The sequence below is a fragment of the Polyangium jinanense genome, assembly GCF_028435365.1.
Genome location: NZ_JAGTJJ010000105.1, coordinates 1 through 24,122, shown reverse-complemented (window position 1 = coordinate 24,122; position 24,122 = coordinate 1). Strand labels below are relative to the sequence as shown.

Annotated in this window: 17 protein-coding genes; 7 read left to right on the top strand and 10 right to left on the bottom strand. The window is 68.9% G+C overall.

Annotated elements, in window-relative coordinates:
• Positions 1-153 precede the first annotated feature (153 nt).
• Positions 154-2,505 (bottom strand): M4 family metallopeptidase, encoded by a 2,352-nt coding sequence (locus tag KEG57_RS53245; RefSeq protein WP_272427825.1) that lies wholly within the window; start codon positions 2,503-2,505, stop codon positions 154-156.
• 393 nt (positions 2,506-2,898) lie between these two features.
• Positions 2,899-3,594: a hypothetical protein gene (locus KEG57_RS53240; RefSeq protein ID WP_272427824.1), complete on the bottom strand. Its 696-nt coding sequence runs from the start codon at positions 3,592-3,594 to the stop codon at positions 2,899-2,901.
• Between the two features lie 229 nt (positions 3,595-3,823).
• Here KEG57_RS53240 and KEG57_RS56025 point away from each other — a divergent pair, with 229 nt between their 5' ends.
• Positions 3,824-5,065 carry a C1 family peptidase gene (locus KEG57_RS56025; RefSeq protein ID WP_272427823.1) on the top strand — a complete coding sequence of 414 codons (1,242 nt, stop codon included), beginning with the start codon at positions 3,824-3,826 and terminating at the stop codon, positions 5,063-5,065.
• Between the two features lie 372 nt (positions 5,066-5,437).
• Here the strand turns inward: KEG57_RS56025 and KEG57_RS53230 are convergent, their stop codons facing one another.
• On the bottom strand, positions 5,438-5,932 hold the full coding sequence (locus KEG57_RS53230) for a hypothetical protein (protein WP_272423279.1): 495 nt from the start codon (positions 5,930-5,932) through the stop codon (positions 5,438-5,440).
• 222 nt (positions 5,933-6,154) lie between these two features.
• Here KEG57_RS53230 and KEG57_RS53225 point away from each other — a divergent pair, with 222 nt between their 5' ends.
• Positions 6,155-6,622, top strand: a complete 468-nt coding sequence (locus tag KEG57_RS53225) for a hypothetical protein (RefSeq protein WP_272460031.1) — start codon at positions 6,155-6,157, stop codon at positions 6,620-6,622.
• Between the two features lie 8 nt (positions 6,623-6,630).
• On the opposite strand, the gene KEG57_RS53220 is transcribed toward KEG57_RS53225, so the two are convergent.
• From KEG57_RS53220 to KEG57_RS53205, 4 genes are all read right to left on the bottom strand, one after another.
• Positions 6,631-8,022 (bottom strand): sigma-54-dependent transcriptional regulator, encoded by a 1,392-nt coding sequence (locus KEG57_RS53220; RefSeq protein ID WP_272460030.1) that lies wholly within the window; start codon positions 8,020-8,022, stop codon positions 6,631-6,633.
• On the bottom strand, positions 8,019-9,647 hold the full coding sequence (locus KEG57_RS53215) for a sensor histidine kinase (RefSeq protein WP_272460029.1): 1,629 nt from the start codon (positions 9,645-9,647) through the stop codon (positions 8,019-8,021). Before KEG57_RS53215 ends, KEG57_RS53220 begins: the two co-directional genes overlap by 4 nt.
• A 66-nt stretch (positions 9,648-9,713) precedes the next feature.
• Complete coding sequence (locus KEG57_RS53210) at positions 9,714-11,279, bottom strand: hypothetical protein (RefSeq protein WP_272460028.1); 1,566 nt, start codon at positions 11,277-11,279, stop codon at positions 9,714-9,716.
• 126 nt (positions 11,280-11,405) lie between these two features.
• Positions 11,406-12,971, bottom strand: a complete 1,566-nt coding sequence (locus KEG57_RS53205) for a hypothetical protein (protein ID WP_272460027.1) — start codon at positions 12,969-12,971, stop codon at positions 11,406-11,408.
• Positions 12,972-13,563: 592 nt separating this feature from the next.
• Here KEG57_RS53205 and KEG57_RS53200 point away from each other — a divergent pair.
• On the top strand, positions 13,564-15,396 hold the full coding sequence (locus KEG57_RS53200; protein ID WP_272460026.1) for a penicillin-binding transpeptidase domain-containing protein: 1,833 nt from the start codon (positions 13,564-13,566) through the stop codon (positions 15,394-15,396).
• Positions 15,397-15,404: 8 nt separating this feature from the next.
• Positions 15,405-16,472 carry an FtsW/RodA/SpoVE family cell cycle protein gene (locus KEG57_RS53195; protein WP_272460025.1) on the top strand — a complete coding sequence of 356 codons (1,068 nt, stop codon included), beginning with the start codon at positions 15,405-15,407 and terminating at the stop codon, positions 16,470-16,472.
• 269 nt (positions 16,473-16,741) lie between these two features.
• Here KEG57_RS53195 and KEG57_RS53190 read toward each other — a convergent pair whose 3' ends face one another.
• Positions 16,742-17,425 (bottom strand): hypothetical protein, encoded by a 684-nt coding sequence (locus tag KEG57_RS53190; RefSeq protein WP_272460024.1) that lies wholly within the window; start codon positions 17,423-17,425, stop codon positions 16,742-16,744.
• Between the two features lie 331 nt (positions 17,426-17,756).
• Here KEG57_RS53190 and KEG57_RS53185 point away from each other — a divergent pair, with 331 nt between their 5' ends.
• The gene (locus KEG57_RS53185) at positions 17,757-18,398 is read left to right on the top strand and encodes a hypothetical protein (RefSeq protein ID WP_272460023.1); all 642 of its coding nucleotides are present in this window, start codon (positions 17,757-17,759) and stop codon (positions 18,396-18,398) included.
• Here KEG57_RS53185 and KEG57_RS53180 read toward each other — a convergent pair.
• Both KEG57_RS53180 and KEG57_RS53175 read right to left on the bottom strand, forming a co-directional pair.
• The gene (locus tag KEG57_RS53180) at positions 18,395-18,625 is read right to left on the bottom strand and encodes a hypothetical protein (protein WP_272423269.1); all 231 of its coding nucleotides are present in this window, start codon (positions 18,623-18,625) and stop codon (positions 18,395-18,397) included. The two genes, KEG57_RS53185 and KEG57_RS53180, sit on opposite strands and share 4 nt — an antisense overlap.
• Before the next feature lie 746 nt (positions 18,626-19,371).
• Positions 19,372-20,187, bottom strand: coding sequence for a hypothetical protein (locus tag KEG57_RS53175; protein WP_272423268.1), 816 nt, complete (start codon positions 20,185-20,187; stop codon positions 19,372-19,374).
• Between the two features lie 1,083 nt (positions 20,188-21,270).
• Between KEG57_RS53175 and KEG57_RS53170 the strand changes: the two genes are divergently transcribed.
• Positions 21,271-22,101 carry a M55 family metallopeptidase gene (locus KEG57_RS53170; RefSeq protein WP_272423267.1) on the top strand — a complete coding sequence of 277 codons (831 nt, stop codon included), beginning with the start codon at positions 21,271-21,273 and terminating at the stop codon, positions 22,099-22,101.
• Positions 22,102-22,292: 191 nt separating this feature from the next.
• Positions 22,293-23,795: a hypothetical protein gene (locus KEG57_RS53165; RefSeq protein ID WP_272423266.1), complete on the top strand. Its 1,503-nt coding sequence runs from the start codon at positions 22,293-22,295 to the stop codon at positions 23,793-23,795.
• The last annotated feature ends 327 nt before the right edge of the window (positions 23,796-24,122 follow it).

Sequence of the window (24,122 nt, the reverse complement as noted above, 5' to 3'; positions counted from 1 at the left end):
GGTCTTGACTCGGCCTGTTCGATGAACTGCGCATCGCGCAGTTCATCGACCCCGGGTCCAGCGCTTGCGCTGGTCCGGGTCCAGGGGCGGATAGCCCCGGTGGGGCCTGGGGCAAAGCCCCAGCGAAGCGGCTCCCAGATGAGACCAATTGCTTCAGTTGGGAGCGCCCGGGGTGAGGCTCGAGCAGGTGCCCCAGTCGACCGAGGCGTTGTCCGTATCGGCGCCGTTTGGCAGGCGGCAAAGCGAGCGGGTCAAGGTGTTGCTATCCGCGGTGGCGAACGCCGTCCCCTCCACCAAGCTCACGGTGCCCACGCCCGGAATGGTCGCCGCGGTGACGTTGCCCTCGTAGGAGAGCTTGTCGACGACGCTCGAGCCGCACACCAGCGCCACGCCCTCCGTGTCGTTCTGAAGGATGTTCGTCGACGTGGGGACATTGATCCTCTTCGCGCCGGCGGGCACCACCACCGCGCTCGCCCCGACCACGAGGTATTGCCCGGCGGCGAGGGAGCCGGCCGGGCTCAGGTCCACTGTGCTGTAAACAGCGCCGTTCGCGCCGTTGACGAGGACCAGCGCGCACCCGGAGAGGCTGACGGCGCCGCCGGCCGGGTTGTAGATCTCGACGTATTCGCTGCTATCCGTGCCGACGGTGTCATAGTCGATCTCGTTGATCACGAGGTCGGCGGTGGTGGCCGCAGGCGCGGTGAACGAGCCCTTCAGGGTGACGCCCGAATAGGGGAGGAAGCCGAGGAGCATCACGTAATAGGTACCCGCCTGAATGCTGGAAACGGTGCAGGTCAGCGAGGTTCCGCTGCCGGTCGGCACGCAAGCCTGGCCCAACGAAGGCCAGCCGAACTGGACGTCCATGAAGACGTTGCCGGTGCCGCCGCTGGTCGTGAAGACCAGATTCGTGGCGCCCGCGGGGACGTCGAGCGTGTAATACTTTGCGCCTTCGAAGTTCCCGCTCAGGTTGGTCAGCGGCACATTGTTCTGGAGCGGGGTGGCCGGGGGCGGCGGCGGCGGGACGACGCCGACGGCGTCCCAGGCCTTGGCGACCGCGTCGATCTCCGCCTGGGTGAACCCGAGCTGCGTCGCCGCCTGCACCGTCGCGTTCTTGGCGTCGAGGAAGCTTGCGCTCGAGGTCAGGATGTCGACGTTCGCCTTGTAGAAGACCCGGGCCGCCTTGAGGATGCCGATGCCGGTCACGTTGACGGAAGACTTGCCCTGCGGGTGGGTGCCGCCCTGCGAGAGAAGGTAAAACGCCAGATTGGCGATACCCGAGCTCAGGTGGACGTCGGCGGAGCCGGCGCTGCTGTTGTAGAAATCGAGGGATTCGCCGTCCTGGGCAGGGTTCGCCATGTAGCGCAGGCCGTCGCCCGGAGTCGCCGGCGTCCATACCTCATCGCCCACGATCCACGTCTTGCCATTCACCACCTGGCCATCGCGGTACCATTCGCAGACCGCGCCGAAGATGTCGCTCATCGCCTCGTTCAGGCCGCCGGACTCGCCTGAATAGGTGAGGTTCGATTCGCTGCCGGTGACAGCGTGGGTGAGCTCGTGGGCCGTCACATCCATCGAATGAGCCAGGCTCGAGGAGTTCACGCCGTCCCCGTCGCCGAACACCATTTGCGTCCCGTCCCAGTACGCGTTGACGTAGTTGATGTCGTAATGAACGGTGCTGACGAGCGCGGCGCCCGCGTTGTTGTAGGAGTCGCGGCCGAACAGGTTCTTGTAACAGTCGTAGGTCTTGCCGAGCCAGTCATAGTTGACGTTGACGGTGGTATCGCTGCTCGCTGCCTGCCCCTCGCTCCGCACCAGCGTGCCCGGGAGGACGGGGAACCCCGGGAGTTCGGGCAAATTGCTGGCCGTATACACCTGCCGGTTCTTGGCGGTGTGGATGTGCGGTATCCGGAGCGCGATCGAGCCGTCCGCCGCGTCCACGAGCACGGTGTCCCGCACCGGAGTCCCGTCCTCGAGCCGGCCGCGAACCTCGACTCGATACACGAGCGCGAGCCGCTTTCTGGCAGCGTAATAGGCGAGCGGCGCCTCGTCCTCCACAAAGACGTCCGCCGCCTCGGAGCTGTCCCGGGCCGCGCCGAGCGCGTCCGAAAGCTCGATGGAGGGCAGCTCGTCCGCCGGTAGGTCGCTCCGCGCGCCGCCGTTTGCCGCGATGATCACCCCGTCCCGCACATGAAGCACGAGCTCCGCGCCGATGACGGGCAAGCCGTTCTTGGTCTGCGAGAAGCGGAAGTGTTGGTCCCCCTGCTCGTCGATCCGGGCACGCCGGAGCGAGAGCTCGCTCGCGTCCGCGCGGAACACCGGGGCGATGTCCGAGAGAACCGCGCCGAAATCGGTCTTTTCGACGTGAGCCGCCGTCGCGAGTCGGCCCAGGTTCCCTGTGACGAACCGCGGGATCGCGTCGTCGTCGAGCTGCACCACCTCCGCATCTGGCAGCGCTGCCAGATGCGCTGGGATGTCCGAGCTGTGCCTGTCGCGCAAATCGTCCACCTCCGCGTCCGTACCTTGGCATGCCGCCGCGGCAAGGATCACCGTAGCCAGACCAAGACCCCGAATGAGTTTATTGCGAGTCAATGCCGTCTCCTTTGTATCCGTCGAGCCGTGCTCGATGGACGCATGATTGCCGTGGCCTCCGCGCCGCAATGCACTGGACCGGGTCTCGAGCGCCATCCCACGAGCGCATCGAGCTGACGGAGGCAGTATGCGTTGAGGAGAGGAGCGCCGCCGGTTACGAGCGGTTACGTCACACGTACGCGAAGGTAGCCGAGCCTTACGGGCGCGCCAAGGTGTCAAAGGGCCCCGCCTGTGCGGGGCCCCCCGCTCAGCCGCCAGTCGGCTGTTGCTCGCGTGACCTGCCGGCGTTCTCGTCGGGCGTCCGACGCTTCAGTCGCGCGGACGCTCGCAATCGAAGACGTGCCCCCAGCGTGGATCGAGCGACAGCCAGATCGGAGACGTGTCGGGGTGGAAGTTTCCTACACCCAGCGGAAGCGCGCCCTCCCAGACACGCTCCGTGGTGCATCCCTCGAGGCCCAGGTCCGCAGGGCCCGCGCGGAAGGTCGATCCGTCGGGGCACACGAGCGTGGGGGGCATGCCCGACGTGAACGAAATCGTCGCGCCGGTCGGCCCCTCGAGGACGTGTACCCGAGGCGTGTCCGTCCTCGTCCCTGTCTCCGGGCCCGTGTCGCGATAGCGGAAGCAGGTCTTGTTCGCGACGCGCACCTCGATGTCGAGGACCCAGGTGGGCGCTTTCGGCGTCTCGGGTCGAAAGAGCACCTCCGCATTCGAGGCCGTGCAGATTTTTCCGTCACGCGCGAGCATGCCCTCGATCGGGAGAGGGCCGAGGCAGGCGCGGATCTCACGCTTCATCGTCTGCCAGCAGTTGTCCTTTTTGCGGACCCATTCGCAATCAAGCCGCTCCGAGGCGTGGTTCACCGCCGGAGGCGCGGGCGCTTCGGCCATCGACGCGCTCGCCGGCAGAAGGGGCGGCGAGCCTTGCGGAACGGCGTCTCTCGTGCAGCCGGGGAGGGAAGCGGTGAGGCCGAGGAAGGTGGCGACGAAGGTTTTCGAACGCGGATTCATGGCGATGTCACGGCGTGCGCCGATCGAGACGGGCACTCTACGGGAGGGAAGGCGAGGGGTTCAAGGGCGCCCGGCCATAGCCACCCAGGGCGGAGGGCGAAGGCGGGAGCAGGATCGTGCTCGGGCGTCGTACAGTCGTGTAACATCCGCCGACCCGCTGCGTTCATCCGTACGTATGCCAAGCTCGCCTCGCTCCGACCGCCACCCCCGCCTCGCACCGCGGGCGCTCGTGCTCACGGCCTCGCTACTCGCGGCCTGCTCCAAGAGCCCGCCACCCGCGCCGCCGCAGCAGCCCTACGTGGCGCAGCCGTATCCGACGCAGCCCATGCCGCAGGCGCAACCCGCGCAGCCGGCGCTGGGCTCGGCGATGCTGGACATGATCATCGCGGCGCAGAAGACGATGCCGTGCCCGCTCCCGGGGCTGCCGCCCGAGGTGACGCGGCTCATCGATTGTGCAGCGATCCGGACGGCCACGAACGCCGTCGCGTACGTGCCGAGGGCGATCGCGGCAGGCTCGCTGCCGGCCCAGGTGGACCATCGCGCGCAGGGGCTGACGGGCCCGGTGAAGGATCAAAACCCGGTCGGGGCGTGCTCGGGGTTCGCGATGTCGTCCGTGATGGACAACGCGATCCGGCGGCGGGGGCGCTACGACGTGGTGTCGCCCCTGCACATCTTCGCGACCTACACGCAGCCGAACGATCTCGGCGTCCTCAAGGGCCGACCGCTCGCCGTCGATCCGGTGTGGCCCTTCGACAAGGTGAAGGCGTGCCGCATCTCGTCGCCGGCGCATGGCGGATATTGTCAGTCCGACGCGGGCGTCGTCCCGGGCTCCGGCGCGAACGACCCGATGCTGCTGTCGGAGCGAGCGCGCGCCGACTCGATGGGCGCCTACCGCATCGACGCGCTCGAATACATGGAGGCAAAGGACATCGACCAGATGGCGCTCCTGCTCGCGGAGGGGGAGGCCGTGTGGGTCGCGCTCGCGTTCGATCGGCAAGCGTGGGACTGGAACAGCGTGCGATCGGGATACCTGCCGTACTATCCGCGCCAGGACGGCATCGGCCACGCGGTGGTGCTGCAGGGCTATCGCATGGGGCCGACGGGGCGGGAGTTCCTGTTCCAGAATAGCTGGGGGACGCAGTGGGGGCTCGGCGGATATCTGTGGATCCCCGAGTCGATGATGCGAACGCATCTGCTCCACGCGTATCGCGTCCGCGTGACGGACGCAGCAGGCGCGCCGTACGTGCCGCCCTCGATGCCGCCAGCCCCGAACGTACCCGTCGCGAGCTGCCCCCAGGGGCAAACGGCCGTGTTCGGAGTATGCCTGCCTCTCCCGAGCGGCGGCGCGGTTCCTGCGCCCGGCGCGATCCCTCCGCCGAGCAGTCTGCCGCCGGTCGGCAATTGCCCGGCAGGCACGGTGCCGAACCTGCTGGTCCCCGGCCAGTGCGTGGCCGTTCCCAGCGGCTTCTGATTCATCACCTCGCCGCGCCGGGGCGCTGCGCCGGGGCGCTGCCCCGGGCCCCGCGGGGGCTGTTCGCCCCTCGACCCAAACCAGGGCAAGCCCTGGACTCGTGGTGGAAGAACTGCGCGATGCGCAGTTCTTCCCACAGGCCGGTGGCAAGACCATGGAGGTGCGTTGCACGCTGGCGACGGGCACGTGGCCCGTTGAATCGTCAGCGCCGCGGTCTTGATGGGCAGGGTCGTCGCTGGTCTTGACTCGGCCTGTTCGATGAACTGCGCGTTGCGCAGTTCATCGACCCCGGGTCCAGCGCTTGCGCTGGTCCGGGTCCAGGGGCGGATAGCCCCTGGTGGGGCCTGGGGCAACGCCCCAGCGAAGCGCCTCTCAGGGCGCGTCCTCGAGGGGCGCCCTGCGCATCAGGGTGATGGCGCCGTGAATCGCGCCGGCGCAGAGAAGCCCGATCAGCGCGGCCGGAATGGCTCCGTAGGCCATCGTGAACACGAACGGCTTGCCGAAATAATCCCACGCCGCCTGCGCCAGGCTGAATCCGCGGTCGTGCTCGATCTGCGCGGCGCTCGCCAACGCGAGTGAAAATGCGGTGATCGCGAGGGTTGCGAGGCCGGCGAGTGGACCCCATGCCACGGCCGCGCCCCCGCGCTGCTCGATGGCGCGCCCCGCGAGTCCCCCGAGCCACCATACCGAGGCCCCGAGGCCGAGCAGCGTGGCCACGATGATCAGGCCGAAGCCGGGCTTGTACGGGATGCGGAAGTCGAACATCACGAGCACGAGGAGGAGCGTCGCCACGGCGAAGACCACCGTGACGGCGCGGCCGAGAAGGGTTCCGAGGGGGAGAGCGTCGTGGGGCTTCGTGGACGTCATGCCGCGTCGACATCGCAAGCGTGATGCCAACCCGCTCCGAGGCCGCGCGCCGCGGCCCAGCCGCTCTCCACGCGACCTGCCGTCAAGCTCGACTGTCCAGCGCGTGGACACCTCCCTCCAACGGCTGGACATCGCGGCCCGGCTCGCTTGCGAATCTCGGAAGAACCGGCGTGGCACTGCCTTTGCGATGCGCCGCGGGGCAAAAGGAACCTGGGAGGAACCGTGGGACGAATTCGTGTCACGTCGGAGGTCTGGAAGGGAGTCGCGCTCGGCGTGGCGACGCTCGTGGCCTACCTCGTCTTTTATGCCCTGTGGACCTTCTCGTACGGAGACACCGTCGGCGCGGATAGGGCTGAGCACCAGCAGACGGTCTCGTTCCTGGGGCGCATCCTGCTGGCCGCACTCCTGCCCGCGGCGCTCGTCGGAGGGCTGCTCGGCGCGCTGGCCCGAGACCTCCGCAAGGCACGCACCCTCACGCTCGCCGGGGCTGCGGTTTTCGGCTACTTCGGGGTGATGGCCGTGACGTTCGCGCTCCTGTTCCTGTGGGAGGGCGAGCCCCTGCAGGGGGCGTGGTTCGGGTTCGTGATGGGCCTCGTGCTCACCCCGTCCCTCGCACCGTTCGCGCTCGTCGCGGCGGTGATCCTCGAGCGCTGGACCCGCCCCGGCCGGCCGAGGGGAGCGCGCGGATAGCGCCTCCGTCAGCGCAAGCCGTACCGATCCAGCTTGTTCAAGAGGCCCTGGCGTGACAGCCCGAGCCGCTGCGCGGCCTGGCTCCGGTTGCCCTGGCATTCCGCGAGGGCGCGCGTGATCTCCGCGCGCTCCAGGCGCTCGATCTTCTGCTCCAGCGTGAGCGACGTGTCCTCCGCGGGCGCCTCGACGGCCGCCGCCGACCGTGAGCGACGGAGCGCCGGGGAGAGGTCCGCTTCGAGGATCTCCGAGCGGCCGGCCGCCATCACGAGGGCCCGCTGCATCTCGTGCCGCAGCTCGCGCAGGTTGCCCGGCCAATCGTGGTCTTCGAGCCGCCGAAGGGCCTCTTTCGACAGCGTCGTGGGCCCGGCGCCCGGCACGAGCGCCCGCGCCTCGTTGAGGAAGTGTTGCGCCAGGACCGCGAGATCCCCGGTCCGATCGACGAGGCTCGGCAGCGTGATTTCGATCCCCCGGATGCGCCAGTAGAGGTCCTCGCGGAAGGTGCTGCTCCGGACCATCTGTTCCAGCGGCCGATGCGTCGCCGACACGATACGGACGTCGACGCGGACCGGTTTTCCGGCGCCCACGGGCAACACCTCGCCCGATTCGAGCGCGCGGAGGAGTTTGACCTGGAGCGCGAGCTCGAGGTCGCCGATCTCGTCGAGGAACAGCGTTCCGCCGTCCGCCTCGACGAAGAGGCCACGCCCGTCCGCGATGGCGCCCGTGAACGCGCCTTTCTTGTGGCCGAAGAGCGTCGATTCGAGCAGCGAAGGCGTGAGCGCCCCGCAATTGACGGCCACGAACGGCCCCTCGCGGCGGCGGCTCCGCGCATGCACGCGCCGGGCGAAGAGCTCTTTCCCGGTGCCCGACGCGCCCGTGACGAGCACGGGCAGATCGGCCGGCGCGGCGCGCTCGGCAATGGAAAGCGCTTCGAGGAAGGCCGGGGAGCTGCCGAGCAGGCCGGCTTCACCCGTCGCCGCGAGCCGGTCTTCGAGCTCGGTGACGCGATCCTCCAGATCGAGCCGCGCCCGGGCCCGCGCGAGGACGGCGAGCAGGACGTCGGGGTCGACCGGCTTCTCGATGAAGTCGTAGGCCCCCCGCCGCACGAGATCCAGCGCGAGTTGCGTCTCGCCCGTCCCCGACACCACCACGACCTTCACGCGTGGCTCGGCCGCGAGGAACACATCGAGCAGCGCGGCGCCCTCCTTCGGCAGGCCCGAGGGCGGCAGCATCAGGTCGAGCAGGACGAGGCGCGGGCGCTTCGCGAGGAACGTCGCGCGGGCCGGCTCGGCGGCGCCGGCCTCCAGCACCACGAGGCCCTCCGCTTCGAGGAGGGTGCGCCAGGCGCGCCGGAAGCCGGCGTCGTCGTCGACCACGAGAATCGAGGCGGAGGATCGGTTCATCGGGCGCGAGTCTGGTCCATCGGGGCGGCGTTGACCACGCGCGCCGTCCTCGGAAACCGGGCGATGAAGCGCGCGCCCCCGGCGCCGGGACGCTCGTGGCGGAGCGAGCCGCCGTGGCGCTCGGTCCAGCGCGCCGCGATCGCGAGGCCGAGGCCCGTGCCGGGGTGCGAGGCGTCGCGGCCGCGCCCCGTGACGAAGGGCTCGAAGAGGCGCGGCTCGATCTCGACGGGGACGCCGGGGCCGTCGTCGGTCACGCGCACGACGGCCTCGTCGCCCTCGCTTGCGACCTCGATCGTGACGCGACCGCCGGCGTCCGCGGTCGACAGGGCGACGAGCGCGTTGTGGACGAGCACCTTCACCACGTCGCCGAGCGCCGCGCGGTCGAGCTCGGCGCTGAGCGTGGCGTCGCCGGTGACGTCGACGGGCGCGGCGAGGTCGCCGAACGCGGCGCGCGCGGCCTCGGCAGCGCGTGTGACCTCGGCGAGCACCGGGGCGACGGCGAGATCGAGCGGGCGGGGCTTGCCGTAGCGCAGCAGATCGTCGAGGAAGCGCCGGGCGTTCGCGATTTCTTGCCGGAGCCCGGCGAGGGTCTCGGGGTCGGCGCCGCGGCGCTCGAGGATCTTGGCCTGCGCGAGCATGACGCCGAGGGGATTGCGGATTTCGTGGGCGACGGCGCTGACGATACGACCCATCTCGGCGAGCCGCTCGGCCTGATCCGCGCGTGCTTCGCTGCGATCGACGGCCTCGGCGAGGTCACGCACGCCGATGGGGTTTTCGGCGACGCGCCGGCCGATCCCGTCGACGACGATCTGCCGCAGCGGATCGACCGGGAGCGCCGCGAAGAAGGTGACGGCGAGCGCGCCGGCGACGAACGTGAACGTCGATCCCTGCGCCGGCACGAGGTACGGCAGCGCGAACGCGTACGCCGTGACGAAGACCGTGGAGACGCTCGCTGTGATGACGGCGTAGACGATGCCGCTCCGCACGAGGGCTCTTGCTTTGCCCTGCTCGCGGCCGAGCGTCGCGTGCGCGGCGAGCAAGGTCGAGCCGAGCATGAGCGGGGCGGCGATCCAGAGGGGGCCGATGCCGAGGATGAAGGCGCTGATGGCCCCGCCGCCGCCGAGGCAGCCGAGGACCGCCGCGCCGAGCAGCGTGACGAGGGCGCGTCGCTCATCGCCGGCAGCGCTCTGCGCGCGGGCCGCGAGGTAGGCGAGCATCGCCACGGCCGCCGCGACGCCGAGGGCGGCGAAGGGGACGAAGGCCGGCCCCATGCCGCGTGCGCCGGGGCCGTAGAAGAGGCGAGGGGCCGCGGCGCCGAGTGTTGCGAACGCGCCGGTGGCCATCCAGGCGCCCGCGACGAGCTTGCGCCGGGGCTTCCCCGCGAGGGCCTCGGCGGCGTGGAGGAAGCCCGCACCCTGGACGATGCCCGACGGCAGCACGCGCTCGGCGATGTGGCTCGTGTTCGGGGTCGCGAACAGCACGAGGCCGGTCACCCAGACGCCTTGCGCGAAGCAGAGGAGCGGGAGCGCGTAGCCACGCGAGCGGCCGAGGCGGAGCGAGACGAACCCGACGAGGAGGGCGAGGGCCCAGACGGGGTAGAAGGCGAAGGCGGAGAGGGCGCTCATGGGGGGCGGGGGCCGGACGATGCTATAGGCCCGCGCATCATGGAAGGGGGCGCCGGGGGCCGATGCCTAAAGCTTCGGATAGGCTGTCCAGATGCCCACGCGTTCGGGCGTGCGCACGGCGTAGACGACGCCGGGCTCGGGCCAGAAGAGCTCGCCGGATTCGGTGACGCCGGTATCGACGTCGAGCTGCTTTCCGGTGGCGGGGACCCAGGCCCCGAAGGTGCCTGCGCCGAGCGCGTCGTCCCAGTCGTGAATGTAGCGGAGGGTGCGCCCCTGGGTGACAAAGTCCGGGGTCATGCGGTGGACGCCCGGGATCCGGAGCGCTTCGGTCAGCGTCGTCGTGTCGAGCACGACGAGCGTCCCGAGATCCTCCTCGGGGTCCGTGAGCGTGGGGAAATAGCCCTTCATCCCTGCCCATCCATCCCAGAAGTTCTCGAGGAGCGGAGCAAAACCGCCCTCCGGCGTCCAGTTTCCAAGCGTGGCGGTCGCGCCGTCGTGATCGAGCTCGACCAGAAAGTCCTCCTTGCGCGGCCAAGCAAACCAGGTGGGGCTCGGATTCGTCCCGACGAGCATGGGCTCGCCGGCCCCCTGGATGGCCCAGAGCTCGCGCTTCTTCCCAGGCTCCTCGCGCTCGAAGAAGACCCACGACATCGTAATGTGGTTCGCGGCATACGCGGACGTGACCCCGCTGGAGAAGAGGCGTGTGTCCCCCGTCTCCCGGTCCAGAACCGCGAGCACGCCGGCCGCGCAGTCGTCCCGGTATATGAGCTTCAGCGGGGCCCCCCCCAAGCCGTATTGGGGTTTGCACGGCGCGGCCGTCGTGGGGATGGCGATGGGCCCGGGGTCCCCCGACTCGAGCACCCAGAGGCCCGTCGCATCCACATAAGCCGCCTCGTCTCCGGAATACGGGACCGCGACCTCGGTGACGCCCTCGCCCGCGGTTTGCAAGATGTTCCCATCGAGATCACGCACGACCAGGCGCCCGCCCTCGATCAACCAGAACTTGTCCTGCCGGTATTGCCAGAAGCTCGCGCTCTCGGCGATCGTGCGCACCGAGTCGGCCCAGGGATCGATCACCACGACCTCCCCGGACGTCGTCTGCGCGGTGTAGGCGCGGGGCGTGGACCCGCCGATGATCTGCACCGGCGCTTCGACCGAGGGCACGCGCATGCGCTCCACGCAGGACGCGTCGAAGACGCGCAGGTCCCCGCTCTCGGCCCCGAGCTCTCCTTCGAGCGTCAGGATACGTGTCGGGCGAGGGTCGACGAACGGCTCGCTCACGCCGAACTCGGGAGGGGGTTGCGGCTGGGCCGTGTGGTAAAAGAATGCCTTGCCCAGCGAGCAGGTGCGCTTTTCGCCCTCTGCGAGCGAGACCAGGACGAGCTCCTCATCCCCCGGCGCGAGCTCGTGCTGCGCCAGGACGAACGTCCCGTCGGGCTTCGATCCTCCGACGAAGAGCCCGCGATAGAGGCCGTCCGCGTGCATCGCGGGGCTGCGCTCGATCTCGACCTCAGCGCTGCACGCAGGGAGCAGCGCCGCGGCCAAGAAGCCGAAGGCGGCGAGCGCGCCCCGTCTCCGCGTTTCTCCCGACGCACCACACCAGAACCCTCGCGCCGTTCGTCCGTTCACCATGCGAAACCTCCACGGGAGCCATGAGTTGCCGCGGGGAGGGTGGTCATTCGAGTGCGCAGGAGGCGGGGGTGTGCTTTCGGGGGGCCACGGGGTCGTGGCCCCGACGTGGCGCGCGCGGGCCGATGCCTAGAGGTCCGGATAGGCTGTCCAGAGGCCCGCGCGTTCGGGCGCGCGCACGGCGTAGAGGATGCCGGGCTCGGGCCAGAAGATCTCGGTGAATTCGGTGACGCCCGTATCGACGTCGATCTGCTGTCCGTTGTAGGGGATCCAGACCCCGAGGGTGCCTTCCCCGAGCGCGTCGTCCCAGTCGTGAACGTAGCCGAGAGCGGCCACCTGGCGGGCAAAGGTCGGGGTCGAGCTGTGGACGCGCGGGATCCGGAGAGCTTCGGCCAGCGTGTTCCTGTCGTACACGACGAGCGTCCCGACATCCTCCTGCACGTCCGCGAACGCGGCGAAATGGTCGGTGTACCCTCCCCATGACCCCGCGGAGTTCTCGAGGAGCGGAGAAAAACCGCCCTCCAGCGTCCAGGTTCCCAGCGTGCCGGCCGCGCCGTCGTGATCGAGGTCGAACAAAAAGCCCGCCGCGGACCGCCCAGGATACCAGTTGGGCCTCGGATTCGTCCCGACGAGCACGGGCTCGCCAGCCCCCGGGACGGCCCATAGTTCGCGCTTCTTCCCAGGCTCCTCGCGCTCGAAGAAGATCCACGACATCGAAGGGTCGTAGCGGAAACGCGTGGACGTGACCTTATCGGAGAGGACGCGTGTGTCCCCGGTCGTCAGGTCCCGGACCGCGAGCACGCCGGCCGCGCAGTCGTCCCGGTAGGCGAGCTGTATCGAGCCCGTGTAGAAGTACTCGGGTTTGCACGGCGCGGCCGCCGTGGGGATGGCCGTGGGCTCGGGATCGCCCAGTTTCAGCACCCAGAGGCCTTTCGCATCCACATAAGCCACCTGGTCTCCGGAATACGTCGCGAGCTCGGTGACGCCCGAGCCTGCAGTTTGCAACGTTTTCCCATCGCGATCGCGCACGACCACGCTCCCGCCCTCGATCAGCCAGAATTTGTCGAGCATGTAGGTCGAGAAGCTCACGTTCTCGGCGATCGTGTGCACCGAGCCGGCCCAGGGATCGATCGTCACGACCTTCCCGGACGTCGTCCGCGCGGCGTAGCCCACGTGTTTGCCCTGGGCGCCGTAGAGCGGCCACAACCAGCCCTCGACCGAGGGCACGCGCATGCGCTCCACGCAGGACGCATCGAAGATGAGCAGGTCCCCGCTCTTGGCCCCGATGTCTCCTTCGAGCGTCAGGATACGTGCCGGGCGAGGGTCGACGGACGGCTCGTCATCGCCGTACCAGGGGGGTTGCGGCTGGAGCGTGGTGTACCAGGCTGCCTTGCCCAGCGAGCAGGTGCGCTTTTCGCCCTCTGCAAGCGAGACCAGGACCAGCTCTTCATCCCCCGGCGCGCGCTCGTGCAGCGCCAGGACGAACGCGCCGTCGGGCTCCGTTCCTCCGACGAGGAGGTGGCGATAGAGGCCGTCCGCATGCGTCGCGGTGCTGCGCTCGATCTCGACCTGGCAACCGCTGCACGCAGGGAGCAGCGCCGCGGAAAAGAAGCCAAGGGCGGCGAGAACGCCACGTGTCCGCTTTTCCCCCGACGCACCACACCAGAAGTCTCGCACCGTTCGTCCGTGCACCATGCGGCACCTCCACGGAGCCATGAGTTGCCGCGGGGGGGCTGGTCATTCGAGTGCGCAGGAGGCCTCACCCACCCCAACCCTCCCTCTCCACACAGTGGAGAGGGAGGGAGTTTTCGGCTTGAGCCAGCGCCTTTCGCCCCCTCTCCGCCGCGCGGAGAGGGGGTTGGGGGTGAGGTTGGTTCTGGGGAGCGGAGGCCGGCGACGCCTGTGGAACACCTTCTCACCCCAGGATCACGGCTCCCATTCCAACCCCCCTTGCCCCATTCGGGGTGGATCGTGGGTTTTCCCTCGACGAACCAATTCCACATTTGGTCGTTGAGTTTTCGCTCGCCTGACCCCGCCCCCGTTTGCGTTTGCGTTTGCGTTTGCGTTTGCGCCTCCGCCTCCGCCTCCGCCTCCGCCTCCGCACGCGCAAGCGCACGCGCCTCCGCCTCCGCCTCCGCACCCCCAGTCGTCCACGTGTCGGACACCGTCCGATTCGCGGAATTGACGCGTCGCTCGCCCGCTACGAAGGGGAAGACCGGCGGGCCCTCGCCGCGTTCCTCTTTGCTCTCACGACGCGTGCTGACCCCTCGATGTACGGAGGACCGTGATGCCCGACGACACCGCCCCGATCCCCGATGTCCACGAGGCGACGAGCGCCCCTGACGCACACACCCACCTCGGACGCCGCGTGCGAGGCATGTCGTGGTTCGTCGGCGCGGCGCTCCTCGGCCTCGCGGCTCGCGGCGTCCACCTGCAGATCGTGCACGGCGCAGAGCACGCGGCCCGCCTCGAAGCTGCCAGCGTGAAACGAGTGCGCCTCGCGCCGAGCCGCGGGGTGATCCGCGACGCGCGCGGCCGCGTCGTCGCCGAGGATCGCGTCGCCGTCGACGCCTACGTCGTCCCCGATCGGATGCTCGCCCGACCGGAGGAGAAGGTGCCCCGCCTCGCCGCCGCGCTCGGCCTCAGCGATGACGAGCAGAGCCGCCTCCGCCAGAAGCTCGACGCTGTGCCCGCAGCGAAGCGCGACCAGTTGCTCCTCGTGCGCCGCGACGTCCATCCCGAGCGACTTCAGGCGATCCGCGACGACCGCGCGCTCTCCTGGATCAAGCTCGTCGAACGAGCGGGGCGGCGCTACCCGTTCGGCCCCCTCGGCGCGCACGCGATCGGGTACATGAACGAGGTCTCGCCGGCCGACATCGCGAAAGATCCAGGCAAATTGCCGGGGGATCGCGTCGGCCGCACCGGCGTCGAGCGCGCGCGAGATCGCACCTTGCGCGGCTCGCCGGGCCACGCGTTCGTGGCCGCGTCGCGGCGGATCGTCGGCCCGGTGGCGCCCACGGGCGAGGCGCCGCGCGCCGGGCACGACGTGACGCTGACGCTCGACATGGATCTCGAGCGCGCGCTCGACGAGTCGTTCACTCGCCACGAGCAGCGCAAAGGCGCCGCGGTGCTGATCGACGTGCACACCGGCCGCGTGCTCGCGATCACGTCACGCCCCGCGTTCGATCCCAACCTGCTCGATCGCGGCGTGGCCGTCCCGGCGGGCTCCGAGCTCAACCGCGCGCTTCTGGAGAGTGAGCCGCCGGGCTCGACCATCAAGCCCTTCACGGCGCTGGCGGCGCTCGCCTCGGATCGCGCTGCCGCCGAGCATTCGGTCGAGTGCAAGGGTTATTACCCCCTCGGGCTCCGGTTGTTCCGCTGCACGCACACCCACGGTCGGGTCGATCTGGATCACGCTCTCGTCGAGAACTGTTCCGTGTGGCTCTACGATCAAGCCGCGCGCCTCGGGCTCGACGCCATCGTCGGCAAGGCCAGGCGATTCGGCCTCGGCGCGCCCACCGGCATCGAGATGGGCCGAGAGCTCGCCGGGCTCGTCCCGAGCCGCGCCTGGTTCGAGCGCGCCGATCCGGGCCCCTTTCGCGCGGGCCACAGCCTCAACGCCGCGATCGGGATAGGCGTCGTGCGGGTGACGCCGATCCAGCTCGCGGTGGCCTACGCGGCCCTCGCGAACGGCGGCACCGTGCGCACGCCGCAGATCGTCGTGAGCGACGTGCCAGCGCCCGCGCGGCAGGTGGACGTTCCGGCCGCGGATCTCGCGCGGGTCCGCGCCGCGCTGCGCGCCCGTGCGAGCGAGCTTCGCGGGTTGCAAGCCAGCGTGGCCGGCACTCTAGGCGCGTCCGACTCGCGCGAGCTCTTCCTGATGCCCACGGCCTACATCGAAGCGGAGGACGCTCCACCGGACGACGAGCCGCCCGCGCGCCCCATCCGCATGCCGGAGACGAACGGCTGGTTCGCGGGCTTCGCGCCTGCGGACGCCCCCGAGGTGGCCATCGTCGTCCTCGTCCAGGGCCGGTCCTTCGCGGATCACCGCGTCGCGACCGCCATCGCGGACGACACGCTGCGCGCCTACTTCGCCGGCAAGGAAAGAGGCTCCCGATGATCCGCGCCGTGCGAAACCGTCCCCTCCTCGTCGTTGTCGGCGCCGCCGTCGCGCTCGCCGCCATCGGGCTCGCGACGGTGCGCTCGGCGGGGCTCGCCCTCCCCGAGCAAAGCGCACTCTGGCCCCGGCAGCTCGCGTGGCTCATCGTCGGTTCGGCCGCGGCGCTCCTCGTTGCGCCCGCGGATCTCCGCCGGCATAAGGACCGCCGAGCGCTCTTGATTCACGGCGCGCTGATCCTCGCCACCATCGCCACGTTCGCCGCGTCGGGGGTCAACGACGCGCACCGCTGGCTGCACCTCGGGCGCCTCAACGTGCAGCCGTCCGAGCCCCTCAAGCTCGGCCTCGTGCTCGCGCTCGCGAGCTGCTTTTCTCGTCCCGCCGAAGGCCCGCGACCGCTCCGCGATCTCGCGCTCCCGGCGGGGCTCGTCGCCTGCACGCTGATCCCCGTGCTGCTCCAGCCGGATCTCGGGACCGCGGTGGTGCTCGCGCTGATCGCCGCGTCGGCTCTTTCGCTCGAGCGCTTTTCGCGCGGCGCTCGGGTCACCCTGGCCATCGGCGCGATCGGCAGCCTCGCGACCGTGTGGCTCACCCTGCACGACTACCAGCGCGCGCGCCTCGCTGCGTTCGTTCACGGCGCCGATCCGATGACCACCGGCTACCAGAGCGACCACGCGTTGCGGCTCGTCGGCGCCGGCCGCCTCCTCGGCGCCAAGAGCTTCGCGGGGAGCGAGCCCTACCCGCTGCCCGAGGCCCACGGCGACTTCGCCTTCGCGGTCTGGGCGCACGAGCACGGCTTCGCCGGCACGGCGCTGGTGCTCGCGCTCTACCTCGCGCTGGTGCTCGCCGCGCTGCGGATCGCCGCGGGCGCGCGCGACCGCTTCGAGGCCCGCGTCGCTGTGGGCGTCGCGGCGATCGTGTTCTGGCAGGCGGTGATCAACGCCGGCATGGTGATGGGCCTGCTCCCCGTGGTGGGCGTCACGCTGCCGCTGATCTCGTACGGCGGCTCGAGCGCGTTCACGTGCCTCGTGGGCGTCGGGCTGCTCGCGAGCGTGGCCCGGCGGCCCACCGCGGCGTAGGCAGGGCCCCTGAGCCTCGCCGGGCTGATCCGCCTCTCCACCACAGGCTCGGCGCGCTTGGGGTGAACAACCCGCCCATTTGACCTCGCGCACGAACACCGCCACCGCGACGCCACCGCCGCGGCAGTATCTTTGCACGGCGAGCACACCTATCGGACACACCGTCACGTCGATGGAAATACATGCCGCAGAAGCCACGCCCACGGCTTGCGGCGACCGTTCGCTTCAGGCACTCGACCTACCCCCTTCCTCAACAGCGGTCCGAGCGCTCAAGGCGTGGGGCACGTCGCCAAGCATTGCGACAAGCTTTTGCACGCGCTGTTTCCCTCCACGTGAATGCACGCGGATTGGAAATCGCTGCTTGCAACGCATGCGCCCTCGTCGCGCAGCGTTCCCTTGAGGCAAGCGACGCAAGTGTCCGTCTCGGGGCCTTGGCCGCCGCAGTACCTGCTATTGCTGCACGCGGATTCACACGGCATGCCCGCACCGCAGGCGCAGGCTTGGAAGAAGGGCACGGCATAGGTGCCCCCGGACGAACCCCTGCAGCAATCGGCGCAGGCGGCAGCCGAGCCCTTGAGGTAGCAAGCCTGCGATTTGCCCTGCTCGGTGCAATCGCTGCACGTGGTGAGATCGGGGCAGCCAGCCGTGACGACGTGATAAGCGCATGCCCCGCCCACGCAACCGGCAGCGAAGAAATCGGCCGTGTAGGTGCCGAGATCCACCACGCATTGGCCGTCGAGCGTGGTCGCGCAATCGGCATCCGCGGCGCAGGTGACGGACGATTGGCAAATATCGGTTTTGGGGCCGAAGAGGTTCACCTCGTCGCAAGACGGGCAGTCGAGCCCGCCGCAATCTCCGGTGCTCGTGGGGGCCGGGTCGCCGCTGCAGCCGAAGAGGGCGAGGATCGAGGCGTGGACGAGGAAGACATGGACAAGGAAAGTGTGAATGCGCATCCCGAGAGCGTACCTGCTACGCCGAAGAATGAGCAAGGATCCGTAGCAAGTGCGGTCGCCGCGCCTGGCAACACCCATAAGGCGCCTCCGGCGCACGACCTACCCCCTTGCTCAGAAACGGTAGACAACCGGATTTCGCTCGCCGCTCCCGCTCCCGCTTGCCGCTCCCGCCTCCGCCTTCGCTCCGCTGCCGCCGTTGCGGACATGGTACGGAACTGCTCGCCATGGGGTCTGTCATCGACGCCGAAGTAGACGGCGTGGGAAAAGAACGAAACCATGGTCCAGACCACCGCATCGGAAGCGCCCGAACGTTGACCGAAAGGTGAAATACATGGGTATTCGAGTGGGTCATCTTGGTTTCGTCCTCGTCGCTGGCCTCCTGGGTGTGGGTTGCGTGGCGACGGAGCAGCCGGAATGCAGCGGTGACGTCGCGTGTGAGAGCGAGGAGCAGGTTGGCGTGAGCGAGGAGGCGCTGGTCACGTGGACGGCGGCGATCTCGGAAGAGACGGCGCCGGCCTATTGTCCGGGCAATACGGTGGTCACCGGCGTGAGTTGCCAGGGAGCCTACTGCGACAACGTGGCCCTTCTCTGCGAGACGGTTTCCAACGCGGCCCACAACTATTCGTGGACGACTTCTTTCTCGGAAGAGGGCACCTACTATCGTATCTGCCCGAATGGCTTCGTGACCGGCCTGAAATGCAACGGCGGCTGGTGCGACAACATGTATCTGGAGTGCATGACCGTGTATGGTTCCCCGCTGTGGCCGTGTTACTGGGGCGGCGCCTTCTCCGAGGAGAATCCGCCCGCGATCGTGCCTGCGGGTTATGCAGTGGCAGGGGCATGGCGTGTAGTGGAAGCTACTGCGACAATATCAGTTTGTATTACTGCAAGCTGTGAGACCGGGGGGCGGTTCGGGGAGATTCTCCCTCGGCGAGACCATGGAACCGCGAGCACGCTGCCGAGGGCGCTCTAGCCCGTCGGCATCTCGGCCGTCGGCTCTCCCGCCTTTTTCGACCGTCGCGTCGCGCGGGCGGCGGCCACGGCTTTCGCGTGCGCCATGGCGTCCAACAGCGGAGCGAGGAGCGCCCGACCTTCGAGCGACCGCTTGACGTCCCCCGCGGACGCGCGGCTCTCCACGTACTTGCGCAGCCGACCCACCACATCGAGCCAATGGGCCTCCGCGTTCTTGCCGAGGTTCACGTGATGGCCGTCGAGCTGCAGGATGAACGCGTCGAGCGCAGGCTCGGCGGGGCCCGTCTGGGCGCGGGTGACGAGGTTGTCGTGGATCTTGCGGCAGATGGTCGCTTTTTCGGCGCGGGAGAGCTTGGCGGGGTGGTGGTCGTCGACATGGGAGAGACACCTCGCTGGAAACGGACGCGACGGGATGTCGCGCCGCGGGTTCGGGAGGCAGACCCAGCAAGGGGAATGCCAGCGGGAGAATGCCGGGAAATGCGCGTGAAAAGGGCAAAACGCACATGGGCACGGAGGCGAGGACGCTCCGGAATGGAGCGGAGGCGATCCGGAATGAAGCGGTGTGCCCGCGGAGAGGGCGCGACGAGGGGTCGGCGAGCGGGGAGGTGAGCTTGGAAGGGGCGCGAAGACAGGTCGGCGCGCGGGGAGGTGAGCTTGGAAGGGGAGCGAAGGCAGGTCCCCAAGCGGGGAGGTGGTCTTGGAAGGGGCGCGAAGACAGGTCGGCGAACGGGGAGGTGAGCTTGGAAGGGGCGCGAAGACAGGTCGGCGCGCGGGGAGGTGAGCTTGGAAGGGGAGCGAAGGCAGGTCCCCAAGCGGGGAGGTGAGCTTGGAAGGGGCGCGGAGACAGGTCGGCGCGCGGGGAGGTGAGCTTGGAAGGGGAGCGAAGACAGGTCGGCGAGCGGGGAGGTGAGCTTGGAAGGGGCGCGAAGACAGGTCGGCGCGCGGGGAGGTAGGCTCGGAAGGGGCGCAGGACGTCAGGGCAAACGCGCCGTCGCCTTGGCCGCCAGGCGCTCGAGTGCGTCGAACGCGCACGCCTGCTGCCGCGCATTGAGGGTCACGACCATGGTGACGCGGCCCTTCGCCACCGCCACATTGCACAACGAGTCCGTCACGAGACGTTGTGCCGCGTCGCCCAGGCCGGACAGGAGTTTCACCTGCGTCGCCTGCTCATGAGGCCTTCTGACCATGGCCGTGGCTTCCGTCGCGGTCCGGTGCGATCGAAGGTAAACCATCACGAACCGCCCATCCTCCGCGTGGAAGTCTCGACTGCAGTTGTTCTCCGTCGAGGGCGGCTCTTCGTCGTCGACTGACGGCCTCATCGAAATGCCGAGGTCCGCTTGGATATCCTCCGGCGTGAGCAATCGATCGCAATCGAGGGGAACGCTCGGAAAGGGGTGGCTTTCTTCGCAGGCGAGGACGTCGTCGCCCGTCTTCGCGGCGAGGAAGCAGGCCGCACGGCCTGCCCAGCGCTTCTCGCCATCAGCCCGTCCAGCAGACTCCTCCTCCAGACACTCCCGAATGAACTCTTGCTCTTTGCCTTCGTGCCCCCCGCGCCCGGCGGTCGAGAGCTCCTGCGAAATGACGGAATGCAGGTGCTCACATACCTTCTGGGGGCCAGGCGTTTCGGCTGTGGGACCGCCCGTCGCATCCGTGGCGTCCGCGGAGGGAGGGGGCGCAGCGCCGCCGCACGCACCAAACGCCGCGGGGAGCACGAGGACACACGAAAGGAACCTCCCGAGCGTTCGCCGACAGAAGCGATGAAAGAAGCCGTAGAAAAGGCTGTTCGTCATGGCGGCGCCATGGGTAGCACGGCACACGCAAAAAGGACACCTATCGATCTCCGCTGGGCCATCGCGCCGGGGCGCCGCCCCGGACCCCGCGGGGGCTGTTCGCCCCTCGACCCGAACCAGGGCAAGCCCTGGACCTTTGGTGGAAGAACTGCGCTGCGCGCAGTTCTTCCAACGGGCCCGTGACAAGACCACGGAGGTGCGGCTGTTCGATGAACTGCGCATCGCGCAGTTCATCGACCCCGAGTCCAGCGCTTGCGCTGGTCCAGGTCCAGGGGCGGATAGCCCCTGGTGGGGCCTGGGGCAACGCCCCAGCGAAACGCCTTTACGGCAGGAGATCCTACTTGTAGTAGCAGGCCGAGAAGGCTTGTTGCTCTGCCGCGCACACTGTGCTGTCGCAGTCGAGCTCATTGGCGGCGTTGCACGAGCACGCGGAGGTGTCCTGGGGGTGCGGCATGCAATCGACCCACGCCGCGAGCTCGTCCGCGCAATCGGGACTGCAGTCGCATTCGCCGGGATCACTGTTGCACCCGAACTCGGCTATCAGCGCCGCCGCTTTGTTACAAGCTTCTACACACGCCGCATCCCCGCCTCCTGCTCCGCCATGGCCGCCTGACCCGCTGCTCGTTGACGAACCGGTGCCTGAGCTCGCGGGCCCGTTCTCTTGGCTTCCTTCTCCACCGCCGCCTCCTCCTCCGGCAGGAGGCGACGACGTTCCACAGGCCGTGACCGTCAACAAGAGACAAACAGCAAACCTTGCCTTCTCGCCAAAACGCATTCCGTACTCCTTCGCTCCGTAGCAATACGCCCCTCTCCGGTTCGTCGGGGCGGCGAGCAACGCCGAGCCTCGACTGGCTCTTCCCGCTTGAACGGCCCACGCCATCGAACGGGCCGGCGGCGCTGACGTCTCCACGGAAACGAGTCCACCGGCCTGTTCGATGAACTGCGCATCGCGCAGTTCATCGACCCCGAGTCCAGCGCTTGCGCTGGTCCGGGTCCAGGGGCGGACAGCCCCGGTGGGGCCTGGGGCAAAGCCCCAGCGCAGCGGCCCCCAAGAAACAAGACACCCATGCTATAGGCCCGCGCATGCAGGTCTACATCAGCGTCGACATGGAAGGGGTCGCCGGGGTGGTCCATGTGGACCAGACGCGGCGGACGGGGGCTGATTATGAGCGGGCGCGCCGGTGGATGACGTACGAGGCGAACGCTGCCGTGACGGGCGCATTCGAAGGCGGCGCGACGAGCGTGCTCGTGAACGATTCGCATGGCGACATGCGGAACCTCCTGCTCGATGAGCTTGATCCGCGGGCGGAGATCGTCACGGGCTCGTTGAAGCCGCTCTCGATGGTGCAGGGCATCGCGCCCGGCTTCGGCTGCGCGCTTTTCGTTGGGTACCACGCGGGCGCTGGGAGTCGCGCGGGCATTCTGGACCATACGTTTTTTGGTCGGGTGGTGGCGCGCTGCCGCGTCGGTGGACGCGATTTCAACGAGACGGCCATCAATGCGGCCGTGTGCGGCGCGCTCGGGATCCCCGTGGCGCTCGTCACGGGGGATCAGACGGTGTGCGCGCAGGCGCGGGAGATCCTGGGCGAGGTGGAGACGGTGCAGGTGAAGGAGGCGATCACCCGGTATGCGGCGCGGAGCTTGTCCCCGGTTGCTGCGCGGGAGCGTGTTCGTGAAGGGGCGGCGCGGGCGGTGCGGCGGGCGCGCGAGGGGGCGTTTTCGCCGTTTCGCCCGGCTTTGCCGCTCGACCTGGAGATTGATTTCGTCAATTCGGCGTGCGCGGACGCGGCGGAGCTCGTGCCGTTCACGGAACGGCGGTCCGGTACGGCTTGCGGGTATCGGGCGCCGGATGCGGCCACGGTGGTGCAGGTGATCGAGGCGTGGACGATTCTGGCGGCGTCGACGATGGTTTGACGGGCGGGATCGCCGCGCGACGCCGAAAGTCAAGCTGCAAGCAGCCTTCGCTTCCGCATTCCACCTCCGCTGCGGTATGACGGCGGTGGTGCAATGCGGAGGCGGCCCTGGTTACTGATTCTCGACCTCGAGCCACTTCACGTCGCGCGCCGCGGTTGACCCGCCTCTTGTCGCTGGGTATTCAAACCCCCATGCGCAACATCGGCTCGTTTGCCATTTCGATCCTTCTTTATGCCTTGATCGCCGGATGCGGCAGCTCGAACGAGAATCCACCTTCGTCGACGGAGGGAAGCGGGGGGAATGGGGGCGCGGGGGGCTCCGTGGGCGAAGGCGGAGCCGGCGGCGCGGGCGGCGCCGGCGGCGAAGCCGGCGCGGGCAGCGTGTGGGGGACCTTTGAAAAACCCTTCGCGGCCGATTCGCTGTGGAACAGCCATCCCAAGAACCCCGTCCTGGGAGACTACCAGATCCCGCCGACGCCCAATCCCGCCTTCTATCCCTTGGTGGGCGGAGGCGCTTTCTCGACGACCATCTTCCGCGCGTCGGAGAGCGACCCGTCGATGCAGGTGCTCGGCAAAGGCGGCGCCGCGGGCCCGAGCTGCCCCGACGTCGGCGGATCGTGCGAGGTGGTGATCCCCCACTGGCCCGCCTCGGTCGAGGGCGCGTCGGGGAGCGATGGGCACGCGGACATCGTCGACGAGAAGGCGGGCATCATTCATTCGTTCTGGCAGCTCAAGAAAGACGCAGCGGGCGCCTGGACCGCGGCGATGTATTCATGGTCCCCCCTTGGCGGCTCGGGCTGGGGCGATCCCGCGCATTACTCCCAGGGGGCGCGCGCGTCCGGCGTGTGCACCGCCGCCGGTCTCATCCGCGTGCACGAAGCCGACGACGGGGAAGAGATGTTCCACCACGCGCTGGCCCTGTCGCTGGATGGCACCGCAATGAAGACCGGCTTCGTCTTCCCGGCGACCCTGGAGGACGGCGATAGCGCCTCGGGCTACAAGGGGCAGATCCCCATGGGCTCGCTGCTGATGCTGCCGCCGGACTTCGATACGTCGAAGGTGACGTCGCCGGGTTTGCTGAAGGTCATCAAGACGCTCCAGGTCTACGGGGCCCGTCTCGTCGACAGGAATACCGATACGCCGTTCGCGATCTACGTGGAGAACGGGAGCAAGTTCACGGTCTCGACGAAGCCGCCCGGCGAGTGGGACAGCGTGGTGGCGAATCAGTTGTTCGACGTTGCCCACGCGTTGCGCGTGATGACGAGCTCCGACGGTTTCATCGACGGCGACGGCAAGGAGTTCGTGCCGAACACGAACCTCAATCGCATGTCGATGCGCGGGCCCTGGAACGGCGCCGGTGGAGCCTTCGACTCCTGGCAGCAAGCGCTCGTGTTCGAGAGCACGGACACGATGATCAAGCTGGAGCACACGAACGCGACGTGGGACTATCGGGTGAGCTGGGCCCCGTGGACGGCCGGAGCGAGCTATCGGCTGACCGTGGTCGCGAGCGGCGGGGCAAAGCTCAACATGCAGTTCAAGGACGGCATGTACAAGACGATCCTCGAGACCGGGAGCCTGGGTGACGGCGAGAGCAAGAGCTTCGTCATGCCCGCAGACAATGGGTATCCAATTTTGATCGCGACGAGCGGCGTCGGGCAGGCGTCCACCGTGCGGGGGATTCTCGTCGCGGAGTGAGGGGCGCGGAGCAGCATCTGGTAGGCGCTTCGCTGGGGCTTTGCCCCAGGCCCCACCGGGGCTATCCGCCCCTGGACGCGGGGCCTGCGCAAGCGCTGGACCCGGGGTCGATGAACTGCGCGATGCGCAGTTCATCGAACAGGCCAGGTCAAGACCAACGACGATCCTGCCAACCAACGCTGACGGTTCAACGGGCAACGTGCCCGTCGCCAGCGTGCAACGCACCTTCCTGGTCTTGCCACCGGCCTGTGGGAAGAACTGCGCATCGCGCAGTTCTTCCCCAAATGGTCCAGGGCTTGCCCTGGTTCGGGTCGAGGGGCGAACAGC